This is a genomic window from Anaerolineales bacterium (assembly GCA_019637805.1).
Taxonomy (GTDB): domain Bacteria; phylum Chloroflexota; class Anaerolineae; order Anaerolineales; family UBA11579; genus JAMCZK01.
Genome location: JAHBVB010000001.1, coordinates 956698 through 981309 on the forward strand (window position 1 = coordinate 956698; position 24612 = coordinate 981309).

22 protein-coding genes are annotated in these 24612 nt (G+C 62.8%); 15 read left to right on the forward strand and 7 right to left on the reverse strand.

What is annotated here, in order from left to right; genetic code table 11:
* Positions 1-435: 435 nt before the first annotated feature.
* The gene (locus tag KF885_04700) at positions 436-846 is read left to right on the forward strand and encodes a DUF1761 domain-containing protein (GenBank protein MBX3048453.1); all 411 of its coding nucleotides are present in this window, start codon (positions 436-438) and stop codon (positions 844-846) included.
* Positions 847-935: 89 nt separating this feature from the next.
* Here the strand turns inward: KF885_04700 and KF885_04705 are convergent, their stop codons facing one another.
* Positions 936-1877, reverse strand: a complete 942-nt coding sequence (locus tag KF885_04705; GenBank protein MBX3048454.1) for a ribonuclease Z — start codon at positions 1875-1877, stop codon at positions 936-938.
* 150 nt (positions 1878-2027) lie between these two features.
* On the opposite strand from KF885_04705, the gene KF885_04710 reads away from it, so the two are divergent.
* On the forward strand, positions 2028-4289 hold the full coding sequence (locus KF885_04710; GenBank protein ID MBX3048455.1) for a DNA translocase FtsK: 2262 nt from the start codon (positions 2028-2030) through the stop codon (positions 4287-4289).
* A gap of 46 nt (positions 4290-4335) precedes the next feature.
* On the opposite strand, the gene KF885_04715 is transcribed toward KF885_04710, so the two are convergent.
* Together KF885_04715 and KF885_04720 are read right to left on the reverse strand one after the other, a co-directional pair.
* A complete protein-coding gene (locus KF885_04715) occupies positions 4336-5478 on the reverse strand; it encodes a trypsin-like peptidase domain-containing protein (protein ID MBX3048456.1) in 1143 nt (380 codons plus the stop codon).
* Between the two features lie 25 nt (positions 5479-5503).
* Positions 5504-6409, reverse strand: coding sequence for a J domain-containing protein (locus KF885_04720; GenBank protein MBX3048457.1), 906 nt, complete (start codon positions 6407-6409; stop codon positions 5504-5506).
* A gap of 106 nt (positions 6410-6515) precedes the next feature.
* Between KF885_04720 and KF885_04725 the strand changes: the two genes are divergently transcribed.
* A complete protein-coding gene (locus KF885_04725; protein ID MBX3048458.1) occupies positions 6516-7928 on the forward strand; it encodes a response regulator in 1413 nt (470 codons plus the stop codon).
* On the opposite strand, the gene KF885_04730 is transcribed toward KF885_04725, so the two are convergent.
* From KF885_04730 to KF885_04740, 3 genes are read right to left on the reverse strand one after another with little or no spacing between them, the layout of a single operon-like run.
* A complete protein-coding gene (locus KF885_04730; protein MBX3048459.1) occupies positions 7929-8345 on the reverse strand; it encodes a nucleoside 2-deoxyribosyltransferase in 417 nt (138 codons plus the stop codon).
* Complete coding sequence (gene galE, locus KF885_04735) at positions 8342-9319, reverse strand: UDP-glucose 4-epimerase GalE (GenBank protein ID MBX3048460.1); 978 nt, start codon at positions 9317-9319, stop codon at positions 8342-8344. The genes KF885_04730 and galE overlap by 4 nt, the downstream gene beginning before the upstream one ends.
* 3 nt (positions 9320-9322) lie before the next feature.
* Positions 9323-11500: a UvrD-helicase domain-containing protein gene (locus KF885_04740; GenBank protein ID MBX3048461.1), complete on the reverse strand. Its 2178-nt coding sequence runs from the start codon at positions 11498-11500 to the stop codon at positions 9323-9325.
* A gap of 98 nt (positions 11501-11598) precedes the next feature.
* Between KF885_04740 and KF885_04745 the strand changes: the two genes are divergently transcribed.
* From KF885_04745 to KF885_04795, 11 genes are all read left to right on the forward strand, one after another.
* Positions 11599-12156, forward strand: coding sequence for a hypothetical protein (locus KF885_04745; protein ID MBX3048462.1), 558 nt, complete (start codon positions 11599-11601; stop codon positions 12154-12156).
* A 3-nt stretch (positions 12157-12159) separates the two neighbouring features.
* Complete coding sequence (locus KF885_04750) at positions 12160-13146, forward strand: DNA polymerase III subunit (GenBank protein MBX3048463.1); 987 nt, start codon at positions 12160-12162, stop codon at positions 13144-13146.
* 84 nt (positions 13147-13230) lie between these two features.
* Positions 13231-15339, forward strand: coding sequence for a GAF domain-containing protein (locus KF885_04755; GenBank protein MBX3048464.1), 2109 nt, complete (start codon positions 13231-13233; stop codon positions 15337-15339).
* A complete protein-coding gene (locus tag KF885_04760) occupies positions 15339-16202 on the forward strand; it encodes a hypothetical protein (protein MBX3048465.1) in 864 nt (287 codons plus the stop codon). Before KF885_04755 ends, KF885_04760 begins: the two co-directional genes overlap by 1 nt.
* Positions 16199-16900, forward strand: coding sequence for an endonuclease III (locus tag KF885_04765; GenBank protein ID MBX3048466.1), 702 nt, complete (start codon positions 16199-16201; stop codon positions 16898-16900). The genes KF885_04760 and KF885_04765 overlap by 4 nt, the downstream gene beginning before the upstream one ends.
* 267 nt (positions 16901-17167) lie before the next feature.
* The gene (locus KF885_04770; GenBank protein MBX3048467.1) at positions 17168-17827 is read left to right on the forward strand and encodes a thiamine diphosphokinase; all 660 of its coding nucleotides are present in this window, start codon (positions 17168-17170) and stop codon (positions 17825-17827) included.
* Positions 17824-18867, forward strand: a complete 1044-nt coding sequence (locus KF885_04775; protein ID MBX3048468.1) for a thiamine ABC transporter substrate-binding protein — start codon at positions 17824-17826, stop codon at positions 18865-18867. The genes KF885_04770 and KF885_04775 overlap by 4 nt, the downstream gene beginning before the upstream one ends.
* Positions 18868-18876: 9 nt before the next feature.
* Positions 18877-19344 (forward strand): pyridoxamine 5'-phosphate oxidase family protein, encoded by a 468-nt coding sequence (locus KF885_04780; GenBank protein MBX3048469.1) that lies wholly within the window; start codon positions 18877-18879, stop codon positions 19342-19344.
* Positions 19293-21044 (forward strand): iron ABC transporter permease, encoded by a 1752-nt coding sequence (locus KF885_04785; protein ID MBX3048470.1) that lies wholly within the window; start codon positions 19293-19295, stop codon positions 21042-21044. The genes KF885_04780 and KF885_04785 overlap by 52 nt, the downstream gene beginning before the upstream one ends.
* A 2-nt stretch (positions 21045-21046) precedes the next feature.
* A complete protein-coding gene (locus tag KF885_04790; protein ID MBX3048471.1) occupies positions 21047-22087 on the forward strand; it encodes an ABC transporter ATP-binding protein in 1041 nt (346 codons plus the stop codon).
* Complete coding sequence (locus tag KF885_04795; protein MBX3048472.1) at positions 22080-22541, forward strand: DUF402 domain-containing protein; 462 nt, start codon at positions 22080-22082, stop codon at positions 22539-22541. Before KF885_04790 ends, KF885_04795 begins: the two co-directional genes overlap by 8 nt.
* Positions 22542-22675: 134 nt before the next feature.
* On the opposite strand, the gene KF885_04800 is transcribed toward KF885_04795, so the two are convergent.
* Positions 22676-22864, reverse strand: coding sequence for a hypothetical protein (locus tag KF885_04800; protein ID MBX3048473.1), 189 nt, complete (start codon positions 22862-22864; stop codon positions 22676-22678).
* Positions 22865-22981: 117 nt separating this feature from the next.
* On the opposite strand from KF885_04800, the gene KF885_04805 reads away from it, so the two are divergent.
* The gene (locus tag KF885_04805) at positions 22982-24454 is read left to right on the forward strand and encodes a hypothetical protein (protein MBX3048474.1); all 1473 of its coding nucleotides are present in this window, start codon (positions 22982-22984) and stop codon (positions 24452-24454) included.
* The last annotated feature ends 158 nt before the right edge of the window (positions 24455-24612 follow it).

Genomic DNA, 24612 nt, shown 5'->3' on the forward strand with positions numbered 1-24612 from the left:
CCAAGCGAGGCATGGCAAGCAGCGTTGCCATGGAAACACAAAGCCCCCGGCGAGCGCCGGGGGCTTTTGCTTGTGGGGTGTGGTTCAGCGATCGAAGAGCCTAGAGCGGGCGTAGTCGCTGAGCGACAGGCCGGCGGCAGCCGCCTGGGTTTCGAGCTCGACACGCTCGTCGGCGGTAATATGGAAAGCAAAAAGGCCCGCATTTGCGGGCCTTTTATTTGACTATCCTGAAGGTGTGTGTATGTGCCTCCACCTCTCTGGATGAGTGCATTGCCTTGGGCAATGCTTATTCAATTGATGGCGAGTATATCTCGCCGGTAAGAGAGTGTCAAAGATTAAAGGTGGCACGTTACGCAAGTATTTACTTGCGTAATACCTGATTCAAGTCTATACTGCAGGCACAAATCTTTGTGAGAATCGCTAAGGAGCAGCAAAATGATGGAAGTGAACTATCTAGCAGTGGGCTTGGCCGCACTGGCGGCTTTTTTTGTAGGTTTTCTTTGGTACACGGTCATTTTTGCCAAGCCCTGGCAGGAATTGATCGGCATGGGCAGTAAGGGTTCCGGCAAGGCTAGCACCAGCGAGACCCCGAACCTGGGCCGCTTGTTGGCCGGCTCACTGCTCCTCGAGATCATCATGGCTTTCGTTCTCGCCTCGTACATAGGCACCGGCGCCGATGCGATGACCGGGCTGAGCTATGGCCTCACCGTCGGCCTTGGCTGGGTGGCGTTAGCCTTTGGCGTCAACTATATGTTCGAGGGCAAGCCGTTCAAGCTATGGTTGATCAACGCTGGGTACAACACGGTGGTCTTTGCGGTGATGGGTTTGATCATCGGGGCGATGTAGGGCACGTCATACGACGGAACAAAGGTGGCCGAAGTCTCGGCCACCTTTGTTTTAATTTGTTATCGCATGTGGTTGAGGGATGTGCTGGGCTAGTTGTCTATTTTCACGACTTCCCCGCGCTTGATTTGAAAGGCGTCAAAGTCACGCGCCACATGCGTATTGGGGAAGACCGCCTGCGCCTCGGCCAATACATCGCTCTCGCGGTAGCGCCGCGAAATATGGGTCAGCAGCAGCTTGCCCACGCCGGCGTCGCGCGCCAGCTCGGCGGACTGGCGGGCGGTCAGGTGGGCGAATTCGCGGGCCATCTCGCGCTCTTCCTCCAGATACGTGGCTTCGATCACCAGGGCATCCGCATCCCGGCAGTGCTCCAAAATATCGTCGGTGCGGCCGGTGTCCCCAATGTGTACCAGCTTGGCGCCCTTGACCTCATCGCCCAGTACATCATCGGGCTGCACGACAGTGCCGTTCTCCAGCGTCACCGCCCGGCCGTTGACCAGCTCGCGGCGCAGCGGGCCGGGCGGCACGCCCAGCGTTTCGGCCTTTTCCGGCAGAAAGGGGCGGCGGGCGTGCTCCTCAAAGACGAAGCCCAGGCAGTCCGGCCCGCGGTGGCTGACGGCAAAGGCGCGCACCTCGAAGTCGTCGCCCTCGAAGATCACGCCCGGCTGCACGGCGCGCAGGCTGACGTTCACCGGCCCCTTGCCCTTGGGGATTACGCGCACGCCGTAGAGCAGTGCGTCAATGCGCTCCAGGGTCCACTTGCCTGCCATGATCTCAATATCTTCCAGGGTTTCCCAGCGGGTGAAGGTGGAGAACAGCCCGGCCAGCCCCAGAATATGGTCGAGATGGCCGTGGGTCACCAGGATGTGGTTGAGGCGCTTGAAACCCAGGCCGGAACGCAAGATCTGGCGCTGAGTGCCTTCGCCGCAGTCGACCAGAAAGCGCATCTCGTTGTGTTTGATGACGTGGGCCGAAAGGCCGCGATGCACGGAAGGCGCTGAAGCGGACGTACCCAGGAAAACGAATTCGAACAAAGGAACCTCGTGTTAAGTTGGCTGAATATTGTACTGGGGAATGGCGAGAAGCTTGAAATCCCCGCAAAAAGCGTCGCACCTGGCTCGCTACACCAAGAACTGTTCCCTGTTCACGGCTGCCTCTTTCCTCAAATGCTATACTCGCGCGTCATGGCAAAACGCAAAAGCACTCCGCGCAAGAAGCGCAACAGCGCTTCCAGCCCAGACTTGTTCACGGCTCTTTTGGAATTTTGGTACCGCATTTCGCCAGACCGTAAGCTGGACGCCCTGGGCATCCTGCTGACCTTGTTCGGCGGCCTGACCCTGCTGCTGGATCTGACCGTTGAGCCGGGCGGGTTTGGCGCGGCCTGGCTGGATTTTTGGCGGCAGCTGCTGGGCTGGGGCCTGTATGTCTTCCTGGGCGGCCTGGTGCTGCTGGGTGTTTGGCTGGTGCTGCGCCGTTTTGAGCGCATTCCGCCGTTGCGCGCCCGCCGGCTGCTGGGGGCGGCCCTGCTCTTCTTCACCACGCTGGTCTGGCTGCAGGCGCTGAGCGCCGCAGGCGGGCGGCTGGGCGCGGCGCTGACCGGCTGGCTGGCCAACGGGCTGGGCGAAGTGGGCCTGTGGGTGGCGGCCCTGGCGGGCTTGCTGATCGCCTTGTCGCTGACCTTTGAAGTCTCATTATTCAATTTATTGGAAGATGCCCTGCAAGCCTGGCAGGCCCGCCAGGCGCGCCGCGCCGAACGCCGGGCAGGCGGTGCAGCCTACGCCGACTACGCGCCTGAGTTGGGCTATGCGCCAGATCCCCTGGAACCGTTGGCTGCCGAGGAAGGCATCCCAGAGCCGTTGATGGGCCCACCCGGTGGGCCGGCGGAACCTGCAGATGAATTTGCCGAGGCGCCGGATGTGCTGGAAGACAAGGGTGAGCAGCCGGTTTGGGTCCTGCCCACCCTGGCAGACATGCTCGACCCCGGCGATAAGCTGAGCTACAACGCCAACCTGGACACGGAGCGCGCCGCCAATATTGAAGAGACATTGCGCTCATTTGGCGCCCCGGCCCGCGTGGTGGAGATCCACCGTGGCCCGACCATTACCCAGTTTGGCGTGGAACCCGAATTCGTGGAGACGCGCGGCGGGCGCACGCGCGTGCGCGTGGGCAAGATCGCCGCCCTGGCGGACGACCTGGCCCTGGCCCTGGCCGCCTCGCGCATCCGCATCCAGGCCCCTGTGCCGGGCAAAGGCTATGTGGGCATCGAGGTGCCCAATGAGCAGGTCGCTACGGTGGCGATGCGCGATGTGATGGAGAGCGACGCCTTCCAGCGCATGAGCTCTCCGCTGCGCTTCGCCCTGGGGCAGGACGTGGCCGGCCAGGCGGTGGCCGCCGACTTGGCCGGCATGCCGCACCTGCTGGTGGCGGGCGCCACCGGCTCAGGCAAGTCGGTGTGCGTCAACGCTCTGATCTGCTGCCTGCTGCTCAACAATACGCCGGAGACACTGCGCCTGATCATGGTCGACCCCAAGCGCGTCGAACTGACCGGCTACAACGGCATCCCGCACTTGCGTTTCCCCGTGGTGGTGGAACTGGACCGTGTGGTCGGTGTACTGCAGTGGGCCACGGCGGAGATGGACAAGCGCTACCAGGCCTTCGCCAAGATCGGCGCCCGCCACATCAAAGACTACAACGCCCGCATGGCGGAACAAGGCGGCGAGAAGCTGCCTTACATGGTGCTGGTGATCGACGAGCTGGCCGACCTGATGATGGTGGCTCCCGACCAGACTGAGCGCCTGCTGGCGCGCATGGCCCAGTTGGCGCGGGCCACCGGCATGCATCTGATCCTTTCCACCCAGCGTCCCTCAGTGGATGTGGTCACCGGGCTGATCAAGGCCAACTTTCCGGCGCGCATCGCCTTTGCCGTCGCCTCCAGCACGGACAGCCGCGTGATCTTGGACCAGCCCGGCGCAGACCGCCTGCTGGGCCGCGGCGACATGCTCTTCCAGCCGCCCGATGCCCCCGCCCCGGTGCGCTTGCAAGGCGTCTATTTGGCCGAGAGCGAGATCCTGCGTATCGTCAACCATTGGCGCGCCTTTGCCGGCAGTGCGCCCGCTTCGCAAACGCCGCAGGGCGCCCCGCAGGTGAGCGAGGCCCCGGTGCAGGGTGCGCCGCTGAAGCAGATCCCCATCTGGGAAGAGATCGAACAGATCCAGGAAGAGGCCGACCAGGACCCACTGTTTGTCGAAGCCGTGGACCTGGTGCGCCGCCGCGGGCGGGCTTCGATTTCCATGCTGCAGCGCCGTATGGGCATCGGCTACACGCGCTCGGCGCGTATCATCGAGCAGATGGAGGCGCGCGGCATCATCGGCCCGGCCAAGACCGGGGCCCAGCACCGGGAGGTGCTGGACTACGGCCAGGCCGCCCCGCCGGCGGGCGAGGACTAACAAAAAAGCCGCTCAATTTGAGCGGCTTTTGTTTTTGCGCAGAGGCTTATTGGCGGGGGCGGCTGCCCAGCACCAGGTCGATCTCCAATTCTGCGCCGGAGCGCAGCACCGTGAGCGTCACGGTTTCGCCCGGGCTCTTTTGGCGGAAGAGATAAGAGATCAAGTCATCAAAGCTCTTAATGCTGAGGCCATCGATGGCGATGATGAAGTCGCCGGCCTGCACGCCCGCTTCGGCGGCCGGGCCGCCGGGAGTGACCCGGGCGATCAGAGAGCCGTCGGTGCGGTTGATGCCCAGCTGCTCGGCTTCGGCCAGCGTCAGGCTGGAGTTGCTGCTAATCCCCAGGTAGGGATAGTCAAAGTGTCCCTGGCTGATCAGGCTGGGCACCACGCGCTTGACGATGCTGCTGGAGATGGCGAAGCCAATGCCGGAGTTGAGCGCGCTGCCGTCCTGCGTTGAGCTGTAGGTGCGGATGGCGCGGTTAATGCCCACCACCTCGCCCTGCAGGTTCAGCAGCGGGCCGCCGGAATTGCCGGGGTTGATGGCCGCGTCGGTTTGGATCAGGTCGCCGGCGCTGTACACGCCGCCCTCCGCGGCCTGGTTCATCGATTCCATGGAGCGTCCCAGGCTGGAGACGATGCCGGTGCTCATGCTGCCCTGCAGGCCAAAGGGATTGCCGATCGCGATCACGGACTGGCCGACCAGCAACGCATCCGAATCGCCCACCGCCAGCGGGTGCAGTTCGGCGGCATCCACATCCACCTTGATCACCGCCAGGTCGGAGTCGCGGTCTTCGCCAATCACGCGCCCCACAGCTTTCAGGCCGCTGGGGAAGGCCACCTCCAGGTAGGAGGCGCCTTGGATAACGTGATAGTTGGTGACGATATGGCCCTGGGTGTCGTAGACGAACCCGGAGCCCTGGCCGCTGCCCAGGTCGGACAAGGTGGCGATCGACACCACGCCCGGGCTGACCGCCTGATAGAGCGAGACCAGCGCTTCTTGTTGGTCCAGCATTTCAATCGATACGGGGATGGCGGCCGTGGCCAGCAGGCTGGGCGCCTCGGCTTCGGCAGCCGGCGCGCCTGACTGCGGGAGCAGGGCGCTCAGCTCGCTGATCGGCAGCCGGCAGGCCAGGCTGGTGAGCACCAGCAGGCCGAGCAGCAACAGGATGGGGCGAACAGTCTTCTTCATGGACAATCGTGTCCTTTCTGGGTGATTACTTCTTGCTCTCGGCAAGCCGTTCAAACAGCTCACGCTGCTCGGCGCTGAGGTTCTTGGGCAGGTGCACTTTGAGCCGGGCGAACAAGTCGCCGCGCTCTTTGCCGCGCATCTGCGGCATGCCCTTGCCTTTGAGGCGAATGGCCTGCCCGGGCTGCGAACCGGCGGGCACTTTGAGCAGTACTGCGCCGTCCAGGGTGGGCACCCGCACCTCACCGCCCAATACGGCAGTATACAGGTCGGTGTCCACATCTGTGTACAGGTGATTGCCCTGGCGCGTGAAGCGCGGGTCTGCCGCTACGTCCACCACCAGGTAAATATCGCTTTGGGCTGGGCCAACCCCGGCCATGCGCACTTTGGTGCCGGTCTTGGCGCCGGCCGGAATTTTCACTTCCAGGCGCTTGCCGTCCAGCTGCAGCAGGCGGCTGGCGCCGCGATAGGCCTCTTCCAAGCTGACGCTGACCGGCTGTTCATAAGCGGCCGGCCGGCGGGCAGCGCCGCGGCGGGTACCGCCGCCCGCAAAGCCGCCCATGCCTCCGAAGATCTGCTGGAAAAAGTCGGAAAAGCCGCCGCCGAACAAGTCTTCGGCGTTGCCGTACTCTACATGCACGCCGCCCGGGCCGCCGCTGCGCCATTGGCTCCAGTCGAAGCCGCCAGCTGGCGCGCCCTGGCGCTGCCATTGGCTGTATTCGCTGCCCAGCCGGTCGTAATGGGCGCGTTTGTCTGCATCGCTGAGCACCTGATAGGCCTCATTGATGTCTTTGAACTTGTCCTCAGCGGTCTTGTCGTTGGGATTGTGGTCGGGATGATATTGCAAAGCCAGTTTGCGGTAGGCCTTCTTGATTTCATCCTGGTTGGCGCCCCGTTCCACTCCCAGAATTTGGTAATAGTCTTTATAGTCCATAGGAACGCAACAAAATTATTGTATGTCGCCTCAGGGGGGAGTCAATCGCCCGGGCGCAGGTTTAATACAACTCTAACAGCCAAGCCATGCTATGATTCGCGGGACTGTGGCTCAACGACTTCTCCTGGCAATCAAAGATATGGCGCTTGCCCAGCAAGCGGCCAGTGAGATTTTTGCGCCATTGGGGGTCTCGGTTGTTTTTCTGGGGGATGATGTTTCGATCTCTTCGGCATTTCAAGCCAATACGCGCCCAGATGTCCTGCTGATTGATGCCGGCCTGGCCGGCGACGGCCTCAGCGCGCTGGCGCACCTGCGCGCCGAACACCCCAACGTGCCGGTCTTGCTGGCTGCCGCCCACCCGACGCCGGAGCTGCTGCGCCGCGCCCTGCAAGCCGGGGTTAGCGATGTACTCAGCCTGCCTTTGCAGACGGCCCAGGTGCAGGCGGCCCTGCAGCAGGCCGAGCAGCAGCGCCAGCAGTGGAACCGCTGGCTGCGCCGAGAGACCGGCGCACTCAGCCGCCGCGCCTCGGAGATGGAAACCATCCTCAGCCAGGCCAACGACGGCCTGATGCTGCTGGACCAGCAAGGCCGGATACTGATGGTCAACCAGGCCCTGCGCCACACCTTCGATCTGGGGGAGGGCGACCTGACCGGTCACCCGGTGGGCCAGGTGCTCAACCTGCCCGGCTTTGCCGAGGCGCTGGCCGCCGCTGAGCCGCTGGAACGCTACGAAGTGGAAAACTCCCAGGGGCGCGTCTTCCACCTGCGCCTGGCAGACCTGCCCGGCGTGGGCCGGGTGCTGAGCTTGCACGATGTCAGCCATTTCAAAGAGTTGGACAAGCTCAAAGGTGACTTCGTCAACACGGTGTCTCATGATCTGCGTTCCCCGCTGACCGCCATTTTGGGCTATGTCGAGCTGATCGAACGCTCGGGCGAGGTCAATCCCCAGCAGTCGGACTTCATCCAGCGCGTTAAAGCCAGTGTGCATGCCACCACGGGCCTGATCGATGATCTGCTCAAGCTCAGCCGTGTGGAAGTGGCCGACCTGGACGAGCACGCCGCGGTGGACATGAACCAGGTGTTGGCCAACGTGGCGCGCGATACGCAATCCGCCGCCCAAGACAAAGGGATGACGATCGAAGTTCAAGCGGCGCCCGGCCTGCCCGCCGTAGTGGGCAGCCGCACCCAGCTGCACCAGCTGGCCGACAACCTACTGGGCAACGCCCTGAAGTACACGCCGGCCGGCGGCCGCGTGCGCGCCACCCTGCGCGAAAAGGACAATCAGGTGATCTTGCAGGTGGCCGACAACGGCCCTGGCATTCCACTGGAGGAGCAAGGCCGCATTTTCGACAAGTTCTACCGGGCCAGCAACATCCAGGCGGATTTGCCGGGTACCGGGCTGGGCCTGGCGATCGTCAAGACCGTGGTGGACAACCACGGAGGCCGGATTTGGGTGGATTCTCAGCCGGGCAAAGGCTCGGTGTTTACCGTAGTGCTGCCGGTAGCCAACCGCCAATAACTATTGGGCGGCCAGGAACTGGCGCATCAGCTCTATGGCTTCTTGCACATCCCCATAAGCACGCACTTGAATGCCCGGCAGGGTGTTGCCGCTGAGCATTTTGGAGACCTTGCGCTCACGCTGGTAGAGGCACAGCACGGGCTTGCCGCGCTCGAGTGCATAGCTGATCTCATAGCCCACGCCGTGCGAGGGTGTGCTTACCTCGGCCACCATCACCTGGCTCTGGTCGATCCAGACGGTGTCACGGCGGTATACCTCCGTAGGGTCGGGCGAATTTTCCATGACCTGCCAACCCGGTCCGGCATTCATCGCCGTGGGCACCTCATGCCCGTCGGCCAGCAGGGCGTCCACCAGCTGCTGGTAGGCGGCTTCGTCGCCGCGCCCGCCCATGATGGCGCAGGCGAAGTAGATCTTCATGCGGCGCCCGGATAGCCCGGCTCCTGCTGCCATTCCCAGGCGCTGGCGATGATCTCGTCCAGGTTGGAGTGCTCGGGCTGCCAGCCCAGTTCGCGCTGAATTTTGGCCGGCGAGGCCACCAGCCGCGCCGGATCGCCGGGCCGGCGCGGCGCATCCAGCGCTGGGATGGGGTGGCCTGTAATGCGCCGGGCACTTTCCAGCACCTGCAGGATCGAATACCCTTGCCCGCTGCCCAGGTTGTAGACCAGCTGGCCCTGGGTTTCCAGAGCGCCCAGGGCCAGCACATGGGCCGACACCAGGTCGCTGAGATGAATGTAATCGCGGATGCAGGTGCCGTCCGGCGTGGGGTAGTCGTTGCCATAGATGGCGATGTGCTCACGCCGGCCCTGGGCCACCTGCAGCATCAGTGGGATCAGGTGGCTTTCGGGCTGGTGCGCTTCGCCGCGACCGGGCAGCGCGCCGCAGGCGTTGAAGTAGCGCAAGGCCGCGTAGCGCAGCCCGTGGATCTGATGGTAGCGCTGTAGCACTTCTTCGCTCATCAGCTTGGTTTGTCCGTAGGTGTTCTCCGGCCCCAGAGGGGCGTCCTCACTCAGTGGCGCATCACTGGTGCGGTACACCGCCGCGCTGGAAGAGAAGACCAAGCGCGGAATGCCTGCCTGCTGAGCCGCCTCGACCAGCTCCAGCGTGCCTTGCAGATTGTTGCGGAAATATTTGCCGGGGTTTTGCATGCTTTCGCCGGCTTCAATAAATGCGGCGAAATGCAAAATGCCGTCATAACCGGCGCTGTGCAGAGCAGCCTTCAGCGCGGGGGCATCCAGCAGGTCGCCTTGGATAAAGCTGGCCCCAGCTGGCACTGCGGCGCGGTGGCCAGTAGCCAGCGAGTCGAACACGGTCACCTGATGGCCCTGCGCCAGCAGCTCGGCGGCGACGGCTGAGCCAATATAGCCCGCTCCCCCAGTGACGAACATTTTCATGTGCTAGTCCTCGGTCTTTTCGACAGTTTCCAGGTTGGCGAAGGCCGCCAGGACTTTTTTGAGGCCCACGCCTTCGAAAAAGATATCCACGACTTCATCATCGTCCTGGATGCGGCTGTTGAGCACCAGGCCGTCGCCCCAGGTGGCGTGGCGCACGTTCATGCCCGGGCGGTACTGCGGCTGCAGGATATTGGCCTTGGGGCTGCTGGGTCGTTCCCAGCGGTCTGGCCGGAAGGCATGCTCCAGGCGGGCGCGGTTGCCGCCTTCCACCAGTTCGGCGGGCAGGTCATCCAAAAAGCGGGACGGCTCCACGGCCTCGGAGTAGCCAAAGCTGTTGCGGTAGGCGTTGTGCATCAAGATCAGGTGGTCTTCGGCGCGGGTGATGCCTACATAGAATAGCCGGCGCTCCTCGGCCATCTCTTCGGGGTCATCAAAGGAACGCGAGTGCGGCAGCATGCCGTCATCCAGCCCGGCGATGAAGACTACCGGGAATTCCAGCCCCTTGGCTGCGTGCAAAGTCAGTAGGGTCGGCACTTCGGCGTTTTCGTCAATGGTGTCCTGGTCCGAGACCAGGGCGATATTCTCGAGGAAATCCGAAATGGTGCGCCCGCTGTACTCGGCCGCCAGGCGGCGCATTTCCTGGACGTTGTCCCAGCGGTCCTGGCCTTCCTCTTCGCCTGCGTCAGCCAGCAGGTAACCGTGATAGTCAATATCGGCCAGGATGCGGTCCATAAGCTTCATCGGCTCGGCCTCGCCCGCCATGGCGTGCCAGGCCGCCAGGCGGCGCCCCAGCGGGGCCATGGCCTGGCGCGCCAGGTTGGGGATGACGCCGAAGAGCGGGTCGTCTGACGTTTCGCCCAGGCGCATGAGCATGCGGCCGGGGGTGGTCTTTTCCTGAATGGCCAGGTTGCGCAAAGCCGCCTGAGACTTGAGGCCAATCCGCCGGGCGGGCACATTGATCACGCGGTTGAGGCTGGCCTCATCGTCTGGATTGATCGCCAGGCGCAGATAACACAGCACGTCTTTGACCTCACGACGGCCGTAAAAGCGCTGGGCGCCGACCAGCTTGTAGGGCAGGTTGGCATGCAGGAAAGCTTCTTCGATCAGGCGCGACTGAGCATTGACCCGGTACATCACGGCGAAGTCGCCCAAGCTGGCGCCTGCGCGCACGGCCATGGCGATCTGTTCGACAATGTAGCGGCCGCTTTCCTGTTCGTTGAGCGTCATGTGAATGCGGATCTTTTCGCCAGCCCCGCGGTCGCTGAACAGCTGTTTGCGCGTGCGGTGCGGATTGCGGTCGATCACTGCCATGGCGGCGTCTAGAATGCGCTGGGTGGAGCGGTAGTTCTGTTCCAGCAGGATCACTTGCGCGTCCGGGTAGTCTTTTTCGAAGCGCAGCACATTGCGGTAATCGGCGCCGCGCCAGCGATAAATTGACTGGTCGGTGTCGCCTACCACGTAGATGTTATTGTGAAATGAAGCCAGGTGTTTGAGCAGCGAATACTGGGCCTGGTTGGTGTCCTGGAATTCGTCCACCAGCACATGTTGGAAACGCTGGGCGTATTTGTTGCGCACCTCAAGATTGTCTTGCAATAGGCGCGCCGTCCACAGCAGCAGGTCGTCAAAGTCCAACGCGTTGCTGGCCAGCAGCATTTGCTGGTAGCGCTGGTAGACCCGCACCACGACCTCGTCGCGGTAATTGTTAACCGGCATGTCCTCAGGCAGCTGCAGTTCATTCTTGGCCTGCGAAATGCGGTTGTGCACACTGTGGGGCGTGTGCATCTTGGGGTCGATGTTCAATTCTTTCAGGGCGTTTCGCACCAGGCCTTGTTGGTCGTCGCTGTCGTAGATCACAAAGTTTTGGTTAAAAGGCAGCGCCTCCGCTTCGGTGCGCAGCAGCCGGGCGCAGATGGAGTGGAAGGTTCCCAGGCTCAGGCCGCGCGGCCGCTCCCCCAGCACACGTTCCACGCGCTCGGCCATTTCGCGGGCGGCTTTGTTGGTGAAGGTCACCGCCAGAATATGGTGCGGCGGCACGCGCAGCTCACGGATCAGGTAGGCGATGCGGTGGGTCAGCACGCGCGTCTTGCCGGAGCCGGGGCCGGCCAGCACCAAAACCGGCCCCAGACCGGCGGTGAGCGCTTGCTGTTGCTGGGCGTTCAGCCCGGCAGAAAGTTCGAACATACGGGCGATTTTACTGTATCGCAACGCGGGCCGGCGAGCGCACAGCCAGAACAGGTAAAATCGCTTTGCGTTTGTACCTTGAAAGGTCTTTCTTCTACATGAAATTGCCAGCCATTGTTCTTTGTGCCTTGTTACTCAGCGCTTGTGCCCCCTCGGGGCCGAGCGAAGCGGAACTGCACGCCAGCGCCCAGGCCCTGGCGGCCAGCTGGCTGGAGACGGAAGCCGCCATCCCCACCGCGACCACGGCCCCCAGTAACACACCGGAGCCTTCCCCCACCAGCGCTCCCAGCGAAACGGCCGAGCCGACACTGACCGAAAGCGCCACCGTGCCCCCGGTGGCCTTTAATACCGTGACGCCCTTCGGCTTTATGGAGCCATCTCAGCTGGCCTCCGCCCAGGCGAACAAGGATGACCAAAATGCGCCGTTGGTGCTGGTCAATCACACCGATGACGAAATTCGACTGCAATTGCTTACACCGGTGTACCAGGAGTACACTTTCACCCGCACGATGACCATTATTGTCCCGGAAGGGACCTACACTTACCGCGCTTGGATTGGCGGCAAAGGTCCGCGCAACGGCAGCTTTAGCATCACCAACGGGGATAAACACGAATTGATCTTCCGCGAGAACCAGATCAATTTTGCGGTTCCTTAAACTATGGACGCCAACTGGAACCTGATTGGCCACGAATGGGCGGTTCGCCTGCTGAAGACCCAGATCGGGTCCGGGCAGCTGCGCCAGGCCTATCTGCTGACCGGCCCGCCGGGGATTGGCCGGCGCACGCTAGCCCTGCGCGCCGCTCAGGCGCTGAACTGCCAGGCGCCCCCGGCGCCGGGCGAGTTCTGCGGTGAATGCCGCGCCTGCCGCGGTTTTGCCCGCAGCCAGCACCCCGACCTGCTGCTGGTCTCGCGCAATGAAGGCGACCGTGACCTGCGCATCGAAGCCATCCGCGAACTGCGCCGCGAACTGTCCCGGACTCCGTTGGAAGCCAACAGCCAGGTGGCGATCCTGATCAACTTTGAAGACGCCAGCGTACAGGCGGCCAACGCGCTGCTCAAGACGTTGGAGGAACCCAACCCGCGCACGCTGATCTGCCTGACGGCGACGGATGAAGACCGCCTGCCGCCCACCATCGTTTCGCGCTGCGAACTGCTGCGCCTGCGCCCTGTGCCGGCCGAGATGCTCTCCGCCAGCTTGGTCGCCCGCGGCCTGGACGCCGAGCAAGCCCAACTGCTGGCCCGGCTGAGCGCCGGCCGCCCCGGCCTGGCGCTGCGCTGGCAGGCCCAGCCAGAACTTTTGCAGCGCCGGGCCGATTGGTTGGACGCCTGTGACAGCCTGCTGACTGCCAACCCGGTGCAGCGCTTTGCCTTTGCTGAAAAAGCCAGCAAAGACCGCCACAACCTGCGTGAGCTGCTGCTGGTCTGGCTGTCTTTTTGGCGGGATGCGCTTTTGCGGGCCGGCGGCTCTTCTGCCGCAGTGGCCAACCCGGACCGTGAAGCTCAGCTGGAGCAGGTGGCGCAGACCCTGAACCTGGACAGCATTCATGTCTGGGTGGAAAAGCTGCAGGAAACGCTGGACCAACTGGAAACTAACGTTAACGCTCGTTTGGCTCTGGAGGCTTTGCTGCTGCACCTGCCTGGGTGATTGTCAAGCCGTCCGACAAGCTGCGAAAAAGGCCCTATGCTATACTGATTCCAGTCTGGCAAACGAGCTCTTTTCTTTATTAACATGACGATCCCCAACCCTGTAATGGAGGGTGGCCGCACCCAGGCCTCCCTTGACCTGCTCTATCACATCAGCCGCGAGCTTGCCTCGGCGCTTGACTTGCGGGTGGTGTTGGAACGCGTGCTGAAGCTTTCCATGCAGAATGTGATCGCGGAAAGCGGCAGCCTGATCGTGCTGGATGACCATCAAGAGCCCATCGATTCGATCATTATTGTTAGAGACAAAGTCATTCAAGAAACCACCCGCCAATTGAAATTCACGCTGCAGAGCGGCCTGGCCGGGTGGGTGGCTACCAATCGCAAAGCGGCCCTGGTGCCAGACACGAGCCAAGACGAGCGTTGGCAACCTACTGCAGAAAGAAACCAATCCAAGGCAGCTTCCAAGTCTGTAGTTAGCGCCCCGCTGATCGTGCGTGACAAGCTGGTGGGCGTGGTCACCCTGACGCACCCTCAGGCGGGCTTCTTTAACGCCGATCATCTAAATCTCGTCCAGGTGATTGCCGACTTGTCCGGCTTTGCCGTGCTCAATGCGCGCTATTACGCCGAAAGCCAACGCCGGGCCGCCATCATGACCGCCGTGGCGGACAGCGCCAAAGCGATTGGCGAGAGCTTGCAATTGGACGACGTCTTGCAGACCATCCTGGAGCAGACTGCCCGCGCCCTGGAAGTGCAGGCTGTGGCGCTGGCTTTGGTGGATGGCGACAGCGTGGTCTTCCGTGCGGCCAGCGGCGAGCTGAGCAAGAAACTGATCGGCATGCGTATGCAGGTGGGGCAGGGGCTGGCCGGCTGGGTCGCCCAACACAATGAGGGCTTGCTGGTCCCAGATGTGGACACAGACCCGCGCTATTTCCATGAAATTGATGCGCAGATCGGGCTGCAGGCGCGGGCGATTGCCACCAGCCCGATCCGCGCCCAGCAAACAGTGATTGGCGTGCTGCAGGCGATCAACCCGGTCAGTGGTGAACTGGACAACAGCGATCTGCTGGTGCTGGAAGGGATTGGCAACCTGGCCGGCACGGCGATCGAGCACGCTCAATTGTTTGAGCAAATGGAGGCGGCGCGCAGCCGCTACTTGGAGCTCTTCGAAGACAGTATTGACCCCATCCTCATCACGGATCTGGAGGGAAACATTGTCGAGGCCAACCGCCAGGCCCATTTACTGCTGAACCTGAACAAGAATCATCTGCAGACGATGAATGTTCACCATTTTCACCAAGCCGACAGCAAGGTGCTGGGCAAAGATATGGCTAACCTGAAAGATGGCCAAAGCGTATCCTACGAATCCGTTTTGCAGGCCGAGAACAATGCCGATAGCTATGTCGAGGTGTATGTGCGCCGTATTGATGTGGACGGCCTGGTGCAGCTGCAATGGATCCTGCGCGACATCACGGAACGCAAGAACCTGGATACCTTGCGGGAAGACCTGGCTTCGATGATCTACCACGACTTGCGCTCCCCGCTGGCCAATGTGGTCTCCGGCCTGGATGTGCTTGCCATGATGCTGCCCGCCGACGCAGACCCGACTATGCGCTCGGTTTTGGATATTGCCATGCGCTCCACCGAGCGCATCCAGCGTTTGGTGAATTCCCTGTTGGACACTTCGCGCATGGAATCCGGCCAGAAACTGGGCAGCCCGGAACCGACGGCGGTGGCCAGTTTGGCGCAGGCCGCCCTGGAAGCGGTCACGCTGGCGGCGCAAAGCAAGCAGGTGGAACTGGTGGATGCTGTGGTCAAAGGCCTGCCGCGCGTCATGGCCGACAGCGAAATGATCCGCCGCGTATTGATCAATCTATTGGAAAATGCGATCCGTTATTCCAAGGGGGGTATGTCTGTGGTGTGTGGCGCCAAGCGCAGCGGCGACTTTGTGGAGTTTTGGGTGCAGGATCAGGGCCGCGGCATTCCCAAGAGTGAGCACGAGCGCATCTTTGATAAATTTACCCGCGTGCAGCCTTCCTCCAAATCTGCGGGCAAGACCCACGGGCTAGGCTTGGGTTTGGCCTATTGCAAATTGACCGTCGAGGGGCATGGCGGCCGGATCTGGGTGGAAAGCGAGCCGGACAACGGTGCGCGCTTTGCCTTTACCCTGCCGATCGCACGCACGGGGCGTCTCTAGTGAAGAAGCTTAAAGCCAACATTTATTACGAGAATGGTTATGCGGGCGTCACCGTCGGCGCCTTGCTGCTGCCGCAGGTGACCCTGCTGGTGGACGCTCCGTTGCAACCCGAACAGGGCCGGCAGTGGCTGGCGGATCTGGAGCAGGCCGGCGCTGCCCCGCGGCGGCTGGTGCTCAATTTGGACGCTCACCCGGACCGCACCCTGGGCGTGCAGACCATGGAAGCCCAGGTGCTGGCGCACCGCGAGGTCACCCGCCAAATTCGACGGCGGGCGGCCATCTTCAAGGCGCTTAAGCAGGAAAGCGGCGCGGAGTGGGAAGAGACCTCCGGGCTGAGTGGCTTGCGCTGGATCCTGCCGCGGCTCACGTTCTCTGAACAAGTGGGCCTGCAGTTCGATGAAGCTGAATTGCGCATGGAACATCGCCCCGGCCCCAGCCCTGCCACCAGTTGGCTGCTGGTGCCCCAGGATGGCGTGGTGTTTGTGGGCGATACGCTGACCGTGGATGAACCGCCCTTTTTGGCCAATGCAGATATTGGCGCCTGGCTGGAGCAATTGGATCTGCTCTCGGGCCGGGACTATAAAGACTATACAATTATCGCCGGGCGCGGCGGCAAGGCCGGCGCTGAAGACATCGCCGCCATGCGGCGCTTTATTAAAGACGTACACAGCCGTTTGCAGCGCTTGGACGGTAAAAAGAGCGCCAACGAAGAAATTGACAAGCTGGCCGCCAAGCTTAACGAAAAATTCCGCGCCCCGGTGAAGCGCCAGGTGTTGTTTGGACAGCGTTTACGGCATGGTCTGCACAGCTACTTTGCCCGCTATCACACTGCGGCGGGGCGCGCCGCTCGACAGGCTGCGTGAACACAGCAGACCAGTCCGCCCTGGCGGCTCGTTGTTTGGCCATTCACCAACGCCTGGTGGAAGTGTATGGCACGCCTGAATGGCGCAATCCCCTGCCGCCCATAGACGAGCTGGTTTCCACGATTCTCTCGCAAAGCACCAGTGACACCAATCGAGACATCGGCTTCTTTGCGCTCAAGGCGCGTTACAAGAGTTGGGAAGATGTGCGGGATGCACCGGCCAAAGACATCGTCGAGACCATCCGGCCCGCCGGCCTGGCCAACCAGAAGGGGCCGCGCATCCAGCAGGTCTTGCGCCAGATCACCCAGTTGCGCGGCGAACTTTCGATTGACTTCTTGCGCGACCTGTCCGGGGAAGAAGCCCGCGCCTGGCTGACCCAATTCAACGGCATTGGGCCCAAAACGGCCGCCATCATTCTGCAGTTCTCGCTGGGGATGCCGGCCTTTCCGGTGGATACGCATGTCTATCGTGTTACCGGGCGGCTGGGCATTCGCCCAGCGAAGATGAATGCCGATAAGGCTCACGCCCATTTTGAGGCGCTGCTGCCGCCGGAGACCTTCTTCACTGCGCACCTCAACATCATCCGCCTGGGGCGTGAGATCTGCCAGGCGCGCCGGCCCAAGTGTGAGATGTGCCCGGTGAGCGATCTGTGTGATTATTACGCCCAGGTGTACCTGCCCGCCCAACCGGCGGCTTGACGTTCGCCTGTTGGCCTCCTATACTTGTAAGACAATTTAGTTGCACGGGGAGCTTGCGTGTCAGTCATTTGGCTAAACCAAGATTTGGCTAAGCCAAATATCTGACACGCGTTGGCTGAGAGGTGGCACATGTTTCCGGCAGAGCCGAGACATACGCCACGACCCGTACCCAGGCTGTGCCTGGGAGACCTGATCCGGGTAATGCCGGCGGAGGAATTGCTTAGCGTGACGCGCTCCCGCCTCCGGCTACCCACCGGAGGTTTTGTTTTGATCGCAGTCGTCTTCGCCAATGGGGAGTTTGCCCCGCCGCCCGACCTGCAGACGCGGCTGGACGCGGCGGGTTTGCTGATCGCCGCCGACGGCGGCGGCCGCCACTGCCTGCGCCTGGGTCTGGCTCCGCACCTGCTGGTGGGCGATATGGATTCGCTCAGCCAGGCTGAGCAGGCCGAACTGCAAGCCCGCGGGACGCAGCTGCAGCGCCACCCAGCGGAGAAGGACCAGACCGATCTGGAACTGGCCCTGCAGGCGGCCGAAGACGCGGGCGCCGGCGCAGTGGTCGTGCTGGCCGGCCTGGGCGGCCGCTGGGACCACAGCTTAGCCAACTTGCTGCTGGCCGCCCAGGAACAGTTCGCTCACTTGTCGATCCTCTTCTTGCACGGCGACCAACGGTTGTTCCCCATCCGCGGCGGGCAGGACCTGGATGCCCAGCCCGGCGAACGCGTCTCGCTCCTGCCCCTGGGCGGCGATGCGCGCGGCGTGACCACGCACGACCTGGCTTACCCATTGGCGGACGAAACCCTGCCACTCGGCAGCAGCCGCGGCGTCAGCAACCTGGTGGCCGGCCCCCGGCCGCGGGTCGAGCTGGCTGGCGGCACGCTGTTGTGCGTCCTTTCCACCCCTGATTCAGAGATACCAGGAGAGCTATGAGACCCCTACTGTTTGCTTTAACCCTGTTTGCCTTGCTATTGGCGGCCTGCGCCCCGGCGGCTCAGGTCGACGGCCGGACCACGTTGACCGTGATGACCCATGATTCGTTTGCCGTTTCCGAAGCGGTGGTCGCCGCTTTCGAGGAGCAGCATAACGCCGAGGTCGTCTTCCTCAAGGTGGGCGATGCCGGCTCTGCGACCAACCAGGCTGTGCTGGCTGCTGGCGCGCCGCTGGCGGATGTCTTCTATGGCGTGGACAACACCTTCCTCAGCCGGGCGCTGGAGGGCGATATCTTTGAGCCGTACGATTCGCCCCTGCTGGCCGAGATCCCCGACCACTTCAAGCTCGACCCGCACAACGGGGCCTTGCCGGTGGACTATGGCGATGTGTGCCTCAACTACGACATCGCCTATTTCGAGGAAAACGATCTTGAGCCCCCGGCCAGTCTGGAAGACCTGCTCAAACCGGAATATGCCGGTTTGCTGGTGGTGCAAAACCCAGCCAGCTCCTCACCGGGCCTGGCTTTCCTGCTGGCCACCATCGGCCACTTTGGCGAAGATGGCTACCTGGACTTTTGGCGCGGCCTGGTGGCCAATGACCTGCGCGTGGTCAGCGACTGGGACACGGCCTTCTACACCGAGTTCAGCCGCTGGGGCGGAGGGCGACCGATCGTGGTCTCTTACGCCTCCAGCCCACCGGTGGACCTGATCTTCGCCGAGGAGCCGCTGGAGCGCCCGGTGACCGCTGCACTGGTGGCGGACGACACCTGCTTCCGCCAGATCGAGTTCGTCGGCATCCTGCGCGGCACCCAACAGCGCGCCCTGGCCGAGGCCTGGGTGGACTTTATGCTCTCGCCCACCTTCCAGGAAGATTTGCCGCTGCAAATGTTCGTTTTCCCGGTCAACCCCAACGCTCAATTGGCTGAGGTCTTCGTGGATTTCCTGGAGGTGCCCCAGCAGCCGATCCTGGTCAGTCCTGAGGCGATTGCTGCCTACCGCGAAGAATGGGTGGCGGCCTGGACCGATGCGGTATTGCGATAAACTGGACCTATGACCCAGCCTAAAGCCACGCGTCCGTATATGCCGGGTTACGGCATCGCCAGGGATGAGGCTGGCTTGCTGCCCTGGTCGTATGTCGAAGAGCGCATGGGTGCGGCCCGCAACTACTGGTTGATCACTGCGGCAGAGAACCGTCCGCATGCCGCCCCAGTGTGGGGCGTGTGGCATAAGCGCAATTTCTACTTCAGCAGTGGCACCAGCTCTCGCAAGGGCCGCAACCTGGCCGCCAATCCCTCGGTCACCCTGCACTTGGAAAGCGGCGATGAGGTCGTGATCCTGGAGGGGCAGATCGAGACGGTGGCCGAGCCTGATCTGCTGCAAGAGCTGGATCAGGCCTATCAGCAGAAATACCAGGTCTCGATCCTGGGCGGGCAGGTGTATACCTTGCGCGTCGAGCAGGCTTTTGCTTGGCGCGAGCAGGATTTCCCGCGCACGGCTACGCGTTGGACGCTGCGGTGAAGCCGCCGCGCAAAGTCCTGCTGGCTTTGCTCTGGCTGCTTCCCCTGGCCTTTCTGGCCCTTTTCTATTTCTATCCGTTGGGCAGCATCCTGACCCTCAGCATACAGCGCGGCGGCGGGCTGGGGCAAGCTGTGGCCGCCGTGCTGGGCAGCCCCGCACAGCGCAGCGTGTTGGGCTTCACCTTCTGGCAGGCCACGTTGTCTACGCTGCTGACCCTGATGGTGGGGCTGCCGGCGGCCTGGCTGCTGGCCCGCCACCAGTTCCGCGGCAAGAGCCTGCTGCGCGCCCTGAGCGGCATTCCCTTTGTGCTGCCCACTCTGGTGGTGGCGGCCGCCTTTGATGCCTTGCTTGGCCCGCGCGGCTGGGTCAACCAGGCCGCTATGAGCTTGTTCGAGCTTCCGGTTCCTCCGCTGCAATTCGTCAATACTTTCGGGGCGATCCTGGTGGCGCATGTCTTTTACAACACCACCATCGTGCTGCGTTTGGTGGGCGACTTTTGGGGGCGGCTCAACCCGCGCATCGAACAAGCGGCCCGAAGCCTGGGGGCCGCGCCCTGGCAGGTCTTCTTCCGCATAAGCCTGCCGCTGCTGGCCCCGGCGCTGGCCGCCGCGGCCCTGCTGGTCTTTATCTTCAATTTCACTTCGTTTGGGGTGGTGCTGGTGCTGGGTGGGCCGCGCTTTGCCACACTGGAAACCGAGATCTATTACCAAACCACCGCCTTGTTCAATCTGCCGGTGGCCGCCGTGCTGGCGCTCCTGCAGCTGCTGTGCACGCTGGCGCTGACCGCGCTGTACACGCGCTTGTCCGCCCGGCTTTCTCGCCCGCTGGAGCTGGCTTCTACGCGTGTGGCGCCGCGCCCGTTGGGTGCTCGCGGACGTCTGTTGGCCGGGCTGTATCTGGCTGTGTTGGTGGCCTTCTTCTTATCCCCGTTGTTGGGCCTGGGTCTGCGTTCCATCTCTCGGCTGACCCCGGAGCGCGGCCAGACCCAGGTGCAGGGCGGCGGCCTGACGCTGGACTATTACCGCAGCTTGGGCGAGGACCCGCGCGGCAACATCTTCTTCGCCACTCCCTCCCAGGCCATCCAAACCTCGCTGCTGTACGCCGGGGCCACCATCCTGGTTTCGCTGGCGGTCGGGCTGCCGGCGGCCTGGCTGCTGGCCACCCGTCAGCAGGACCTGGGCAGCCGCCTGCTGGATCCGCTGCTGATGCTGCCGCTGGGCACTTCGGCCGTGACGCTGGGCTTGGGATTCATCGTGGCGCTTAACCGGCCGCCGCTGGACCTGCGCACCTCGCCGCTGCTGGTGCCGCTGGCCCACAGTCTGGTGGCGCTGCCCTTTGTGGTGCGCAGCCTGACCCCGGCGCTGCGCAGCATCCGGCCGCGGCTGCGCCAGGCGGCCGCCATGCTGGGCGCCAACCCGGGCCAGGTGCTGCGCAATGTGGACCTCCCTCTGGTGGGCCGCGCCCTGCTGGTCTCGGCCCTGTTCGCTTTCGCCGTCTCGGTGGGGGAATTTGGCGCCAGCGCGCTGATCGCCCGGCCGGAGTATCCCACCATCCCGGTGCTGATCTTCCGCCTGCTGGGCCAACCCGGCGCGCAAACCTATGGGCAGGCTATGGCCCTCAGCACCCTGCTGATGCTGTTCACCGGGGTTGGCATGCTGCTGATCGAACGCCTGCGCATTGCCGATGTGGGAGAATTCTGAGCATGTTGAGCTTGGAGAACATCCACAAGGCTTACAACGGTGTCCCGGTGCTGCAAGGCATTGACCTGCAGGTGGACACCGGTGAAGTGCTGGCCTTGCTGGGGCCGAGCGGCAGCGGCAAATCCACCCTGTTGAATATTATTGCCGGCCTGGAAATGCCGGACCAGGGCCGCGTGCTGTGGGATGGGGCGGATTTGACCGAAGTGCCGCCACACCGCCGCGGCTTTGGGCTGATGTTCCAGGACTTCGCCTTGTTCCCGCACCGCAACGTGGCGGGCAACGTGGCCTTTGGCCTGCAAATGGCCGGTTGGCGGCCGGGGCGCGCCGAACGGCGGGTGGCCGAGATGCTGGCACTGGTCGGCCTAGGCGGGTTTGAACGCCGCGAGGTAACTGCGCTCTCCGGCGGCGAGCAGCAGCGCGTGGCCCTGGCACGCGCCCTGGCCCCGCAGCCTCGCCTGCTGATGCTGGATGAGCCACTGGGATCGCTGGACCGCGCCCTGCGGGCCCGCCTGCAGGGTGATCTGGCGGCCATCCTGCGCGCCGCAGGCCAGACCAGCATTTATGTAACGCACGACCAGGAAGAAGCCTATGCCGTAGCCGACCGGGCCGCGCTGCTCAACGCCGGTGAACTGGCCCAAGTGGCCGCGCCGGAGCAGCTTTACCGCCAGCCGGCTTCGGCCTTCGTGGCCCGTTTCCTAGGCCTCAGCAACCTGCTCCCAGGTGAGCTGAGCGGCAGCGGTGACGATGCCGCAGTCCAGACGCCGCTGGGCCGCTTCCCGGCGCCCTCCGGCGCAGCGCCTGGCCCGGTGATGGTGCTTTTCCGGCCGGACGCTTTTGTACTGGGCGAGCACGGCCCGGCCCAGCTGCGCGGCGAACTGGTGGGCAAGCAGTTCCGCGGCAGCCAGCTGCAGGCCGAAATCAGCGTGGGTGAGACGCGGCTGGCTATTGAATTGCCCTCCAAAGTGGAACTGCCTGCCCTGGGCCAGCCGCTCAGCCTGAGCTTCGACCCGGCGGAGGCCATCCAGCTCTTTCCCCATGACTGAGATCACGGTCCTCAAACAAAACCCGGCTGGCGAACTGCTCTACCAGTGGCAGGGGAAGCTGCTCTCCCAGACGTCCAACCAAGTGCTGATCGAAGCGGCCTTTAACGCCGAGAGCGGCAAGCTGATCGATATTCAACTGAACCAGGGCGACCGCTTTTTGGAAACCTATTATTTGGATCGCTGGTTCAATATCTTTGAAATTCGTGACCCGCAAGACGACCACCTCAAAGGCTGGTACTGCAACGTGTCCGCCCCTGCTGTGCTGCGCCCTGGGGAGCTGGTTTTCCGTGACTTCGCCTTGGATCTGCTGGTTTACCCGGATGGGCGCCAATTCATTCTGGATGAGGACGAATTCGCCGCGCTGGACTGCGCGCCAGACGAGCGCCAGCTGGCGCTAGATGGGCTGGCCCAGCTGCAAGCGGAGTTTGCGGCACGCTTCCGCAAGCGGTTGTAGCAGTTCGGCTTATGCAGGGCGAGGCATGCCTAGCCCCTACGTGTCTCTGCTCTGACTTCGTCCTCAAGATGTGCTCAGCCCAATCAAAAAGACCCGGACAGTTCGTCCGGGTCTTTTTGATTGGGCTGAGGCGCTTAGTAGCTGCGCAGGAAGTCAATGATGTAGTCGCCGCCAAACCAGGCTACGACCAGCGTGCACAGACAGCACAGGGCGGAGAAGATCAGCGCGCCGGCGATGAACCACAGCACGATGCGCAGGCCGCGGCGGCCGTCGGATTCGGCGTTGGAGGAAACGGAAGTGATTTCAGGTTCTTGGTTGGACATAGTTCTTTCGCTTTCTGAGCGGGATTGTAACATTCACAGTTGTGCAACTGGGTTGGTTGCTTTTTGCTTTCACCCGGTTATTATAGTTAATCGAAACTGCTTATAGAGGTATTGGTTATGCAAGTATCGACTTCACTCTCGTCCAATCCGACCCATGCCTGGTTGCGCAAGATTGGCGTAGCTTTCACTCCCGGTCCGATGACACCCCTGCTGGAAAATTTCCGCCAGGGACTGCTGGAACGCTTCGCCGCGCTGGGCCACCAGGTTAGCGATCCGCCTGCCGAAGATATTGACGTGCTCTTCACCACCGCCGCATTTGGTGAATCGGTCTCCTGGCGCGAGGCTTTGTTCTTCACCGCCCGCCGCAAATTTGGCCTCAAGCGCTCCCCGGTGGTCTATAACATCATCCAGATCAGCCCGGCACAGTTCGACGAATGGATGAACCGTTTCCAGACTGCGCTGGCCAAAGAAACGCCGGCAGCAGAGGATTTTCAGTTCGAGGGCCTGTCGCCCACGGCCTACAAGGTGTTGATCGAGCAGGGGCTGCGCGGCGGGCCGATCCTCTCGCTGGCGCGCATGCTGCAGGCGCAGGCCAAGAGCATCCGCATCCTGCTGTTGGTGGGCGACGAGCGCCCGGAGCGCGTCTACCACTTCGACCTGGTGGGCGCTTACCCGGCCAGCCACAACACCTCGGCCGAGGCCTTTTACAGCGACATCGTTTTGCGCATCGTCACCACCGAAAGCACGACCGAGGTTACCAATCACGAATTGATCCAACCCGAGATCAAGTTTCCCGAATGGGAAGCGCTGAGCAGCCCGGAAGCCATGCGCCGGGCCGGCAACGAGATTGGGGCGCGCGGCTTTTTCACCGATATGGTGCGCATCGAAGACCTGGTGCAGGTACCCGCAGTTAATGAAGGTGTGGCCAAGCAATACAGCGAGGGCTGCTTCGCCACCTGGGACCCGCGCCTAAATGCGCTGATCGCCACGGTGACCGGCAGCGCCCGCCCGGTGCACAAAGGTCGCCTGACCGACGATGACTTGGCCGTGATCATTGGCGTGCGCCCGGATGGTTCCGGCGCGCAGGTGCGCCATGTGGATGGCAAACGCAACGACCCGCCTTCATCCGAAGCGGTCGAGATGATGGATATGGACGAGCACCTGCCGCGCATCTCCAAAGAGACTGTAGCCGGCGTCAAGACCGAAGTGCCGGTGATCCGCTCTAAGCTGCATGGACACCGCGGCGTCAAGGCCTTCAACCCGGAACTGGTGGAATACGTGCCGCTGGACCCGCCCTATTATCACTACCTGGTCTCGTGCGCCACTGAAGCCCAGGCGCGCGGCATCAAGGCCGCCTTCAGCCGGGCCGAGTCGCTGCTCAACCCCGATGACCCGCGCAAGATTGCCTTCACAGTGCTGCCTGGCCACGGCGTGGTTATGGCAGAGAAATGGCAGCAAGCCAAGGCGCCTTTTGAGATTATCTGGGAAGCCATGGATTCTGGCGCTTTGGAGATCGACCCGCATGTGCCGCAGGGGTTGATGGATTACACGCCTGGCGATGACGGACGGCACCACCTGCAGGAGGGATAAAATTGGATCACACCCTGCTGTGTCGCTCTGAGCGGAGCGAAGAGCTGTTTTAAACAATTGGTTAAGAATCAAACCCGGCTGACAAAGTCTCTTGTCAGCCGGGTTTGATTTTGACTACTGTACGTAAACTTCTTCGCGGCGCGCTGCGCCGCTGGCTC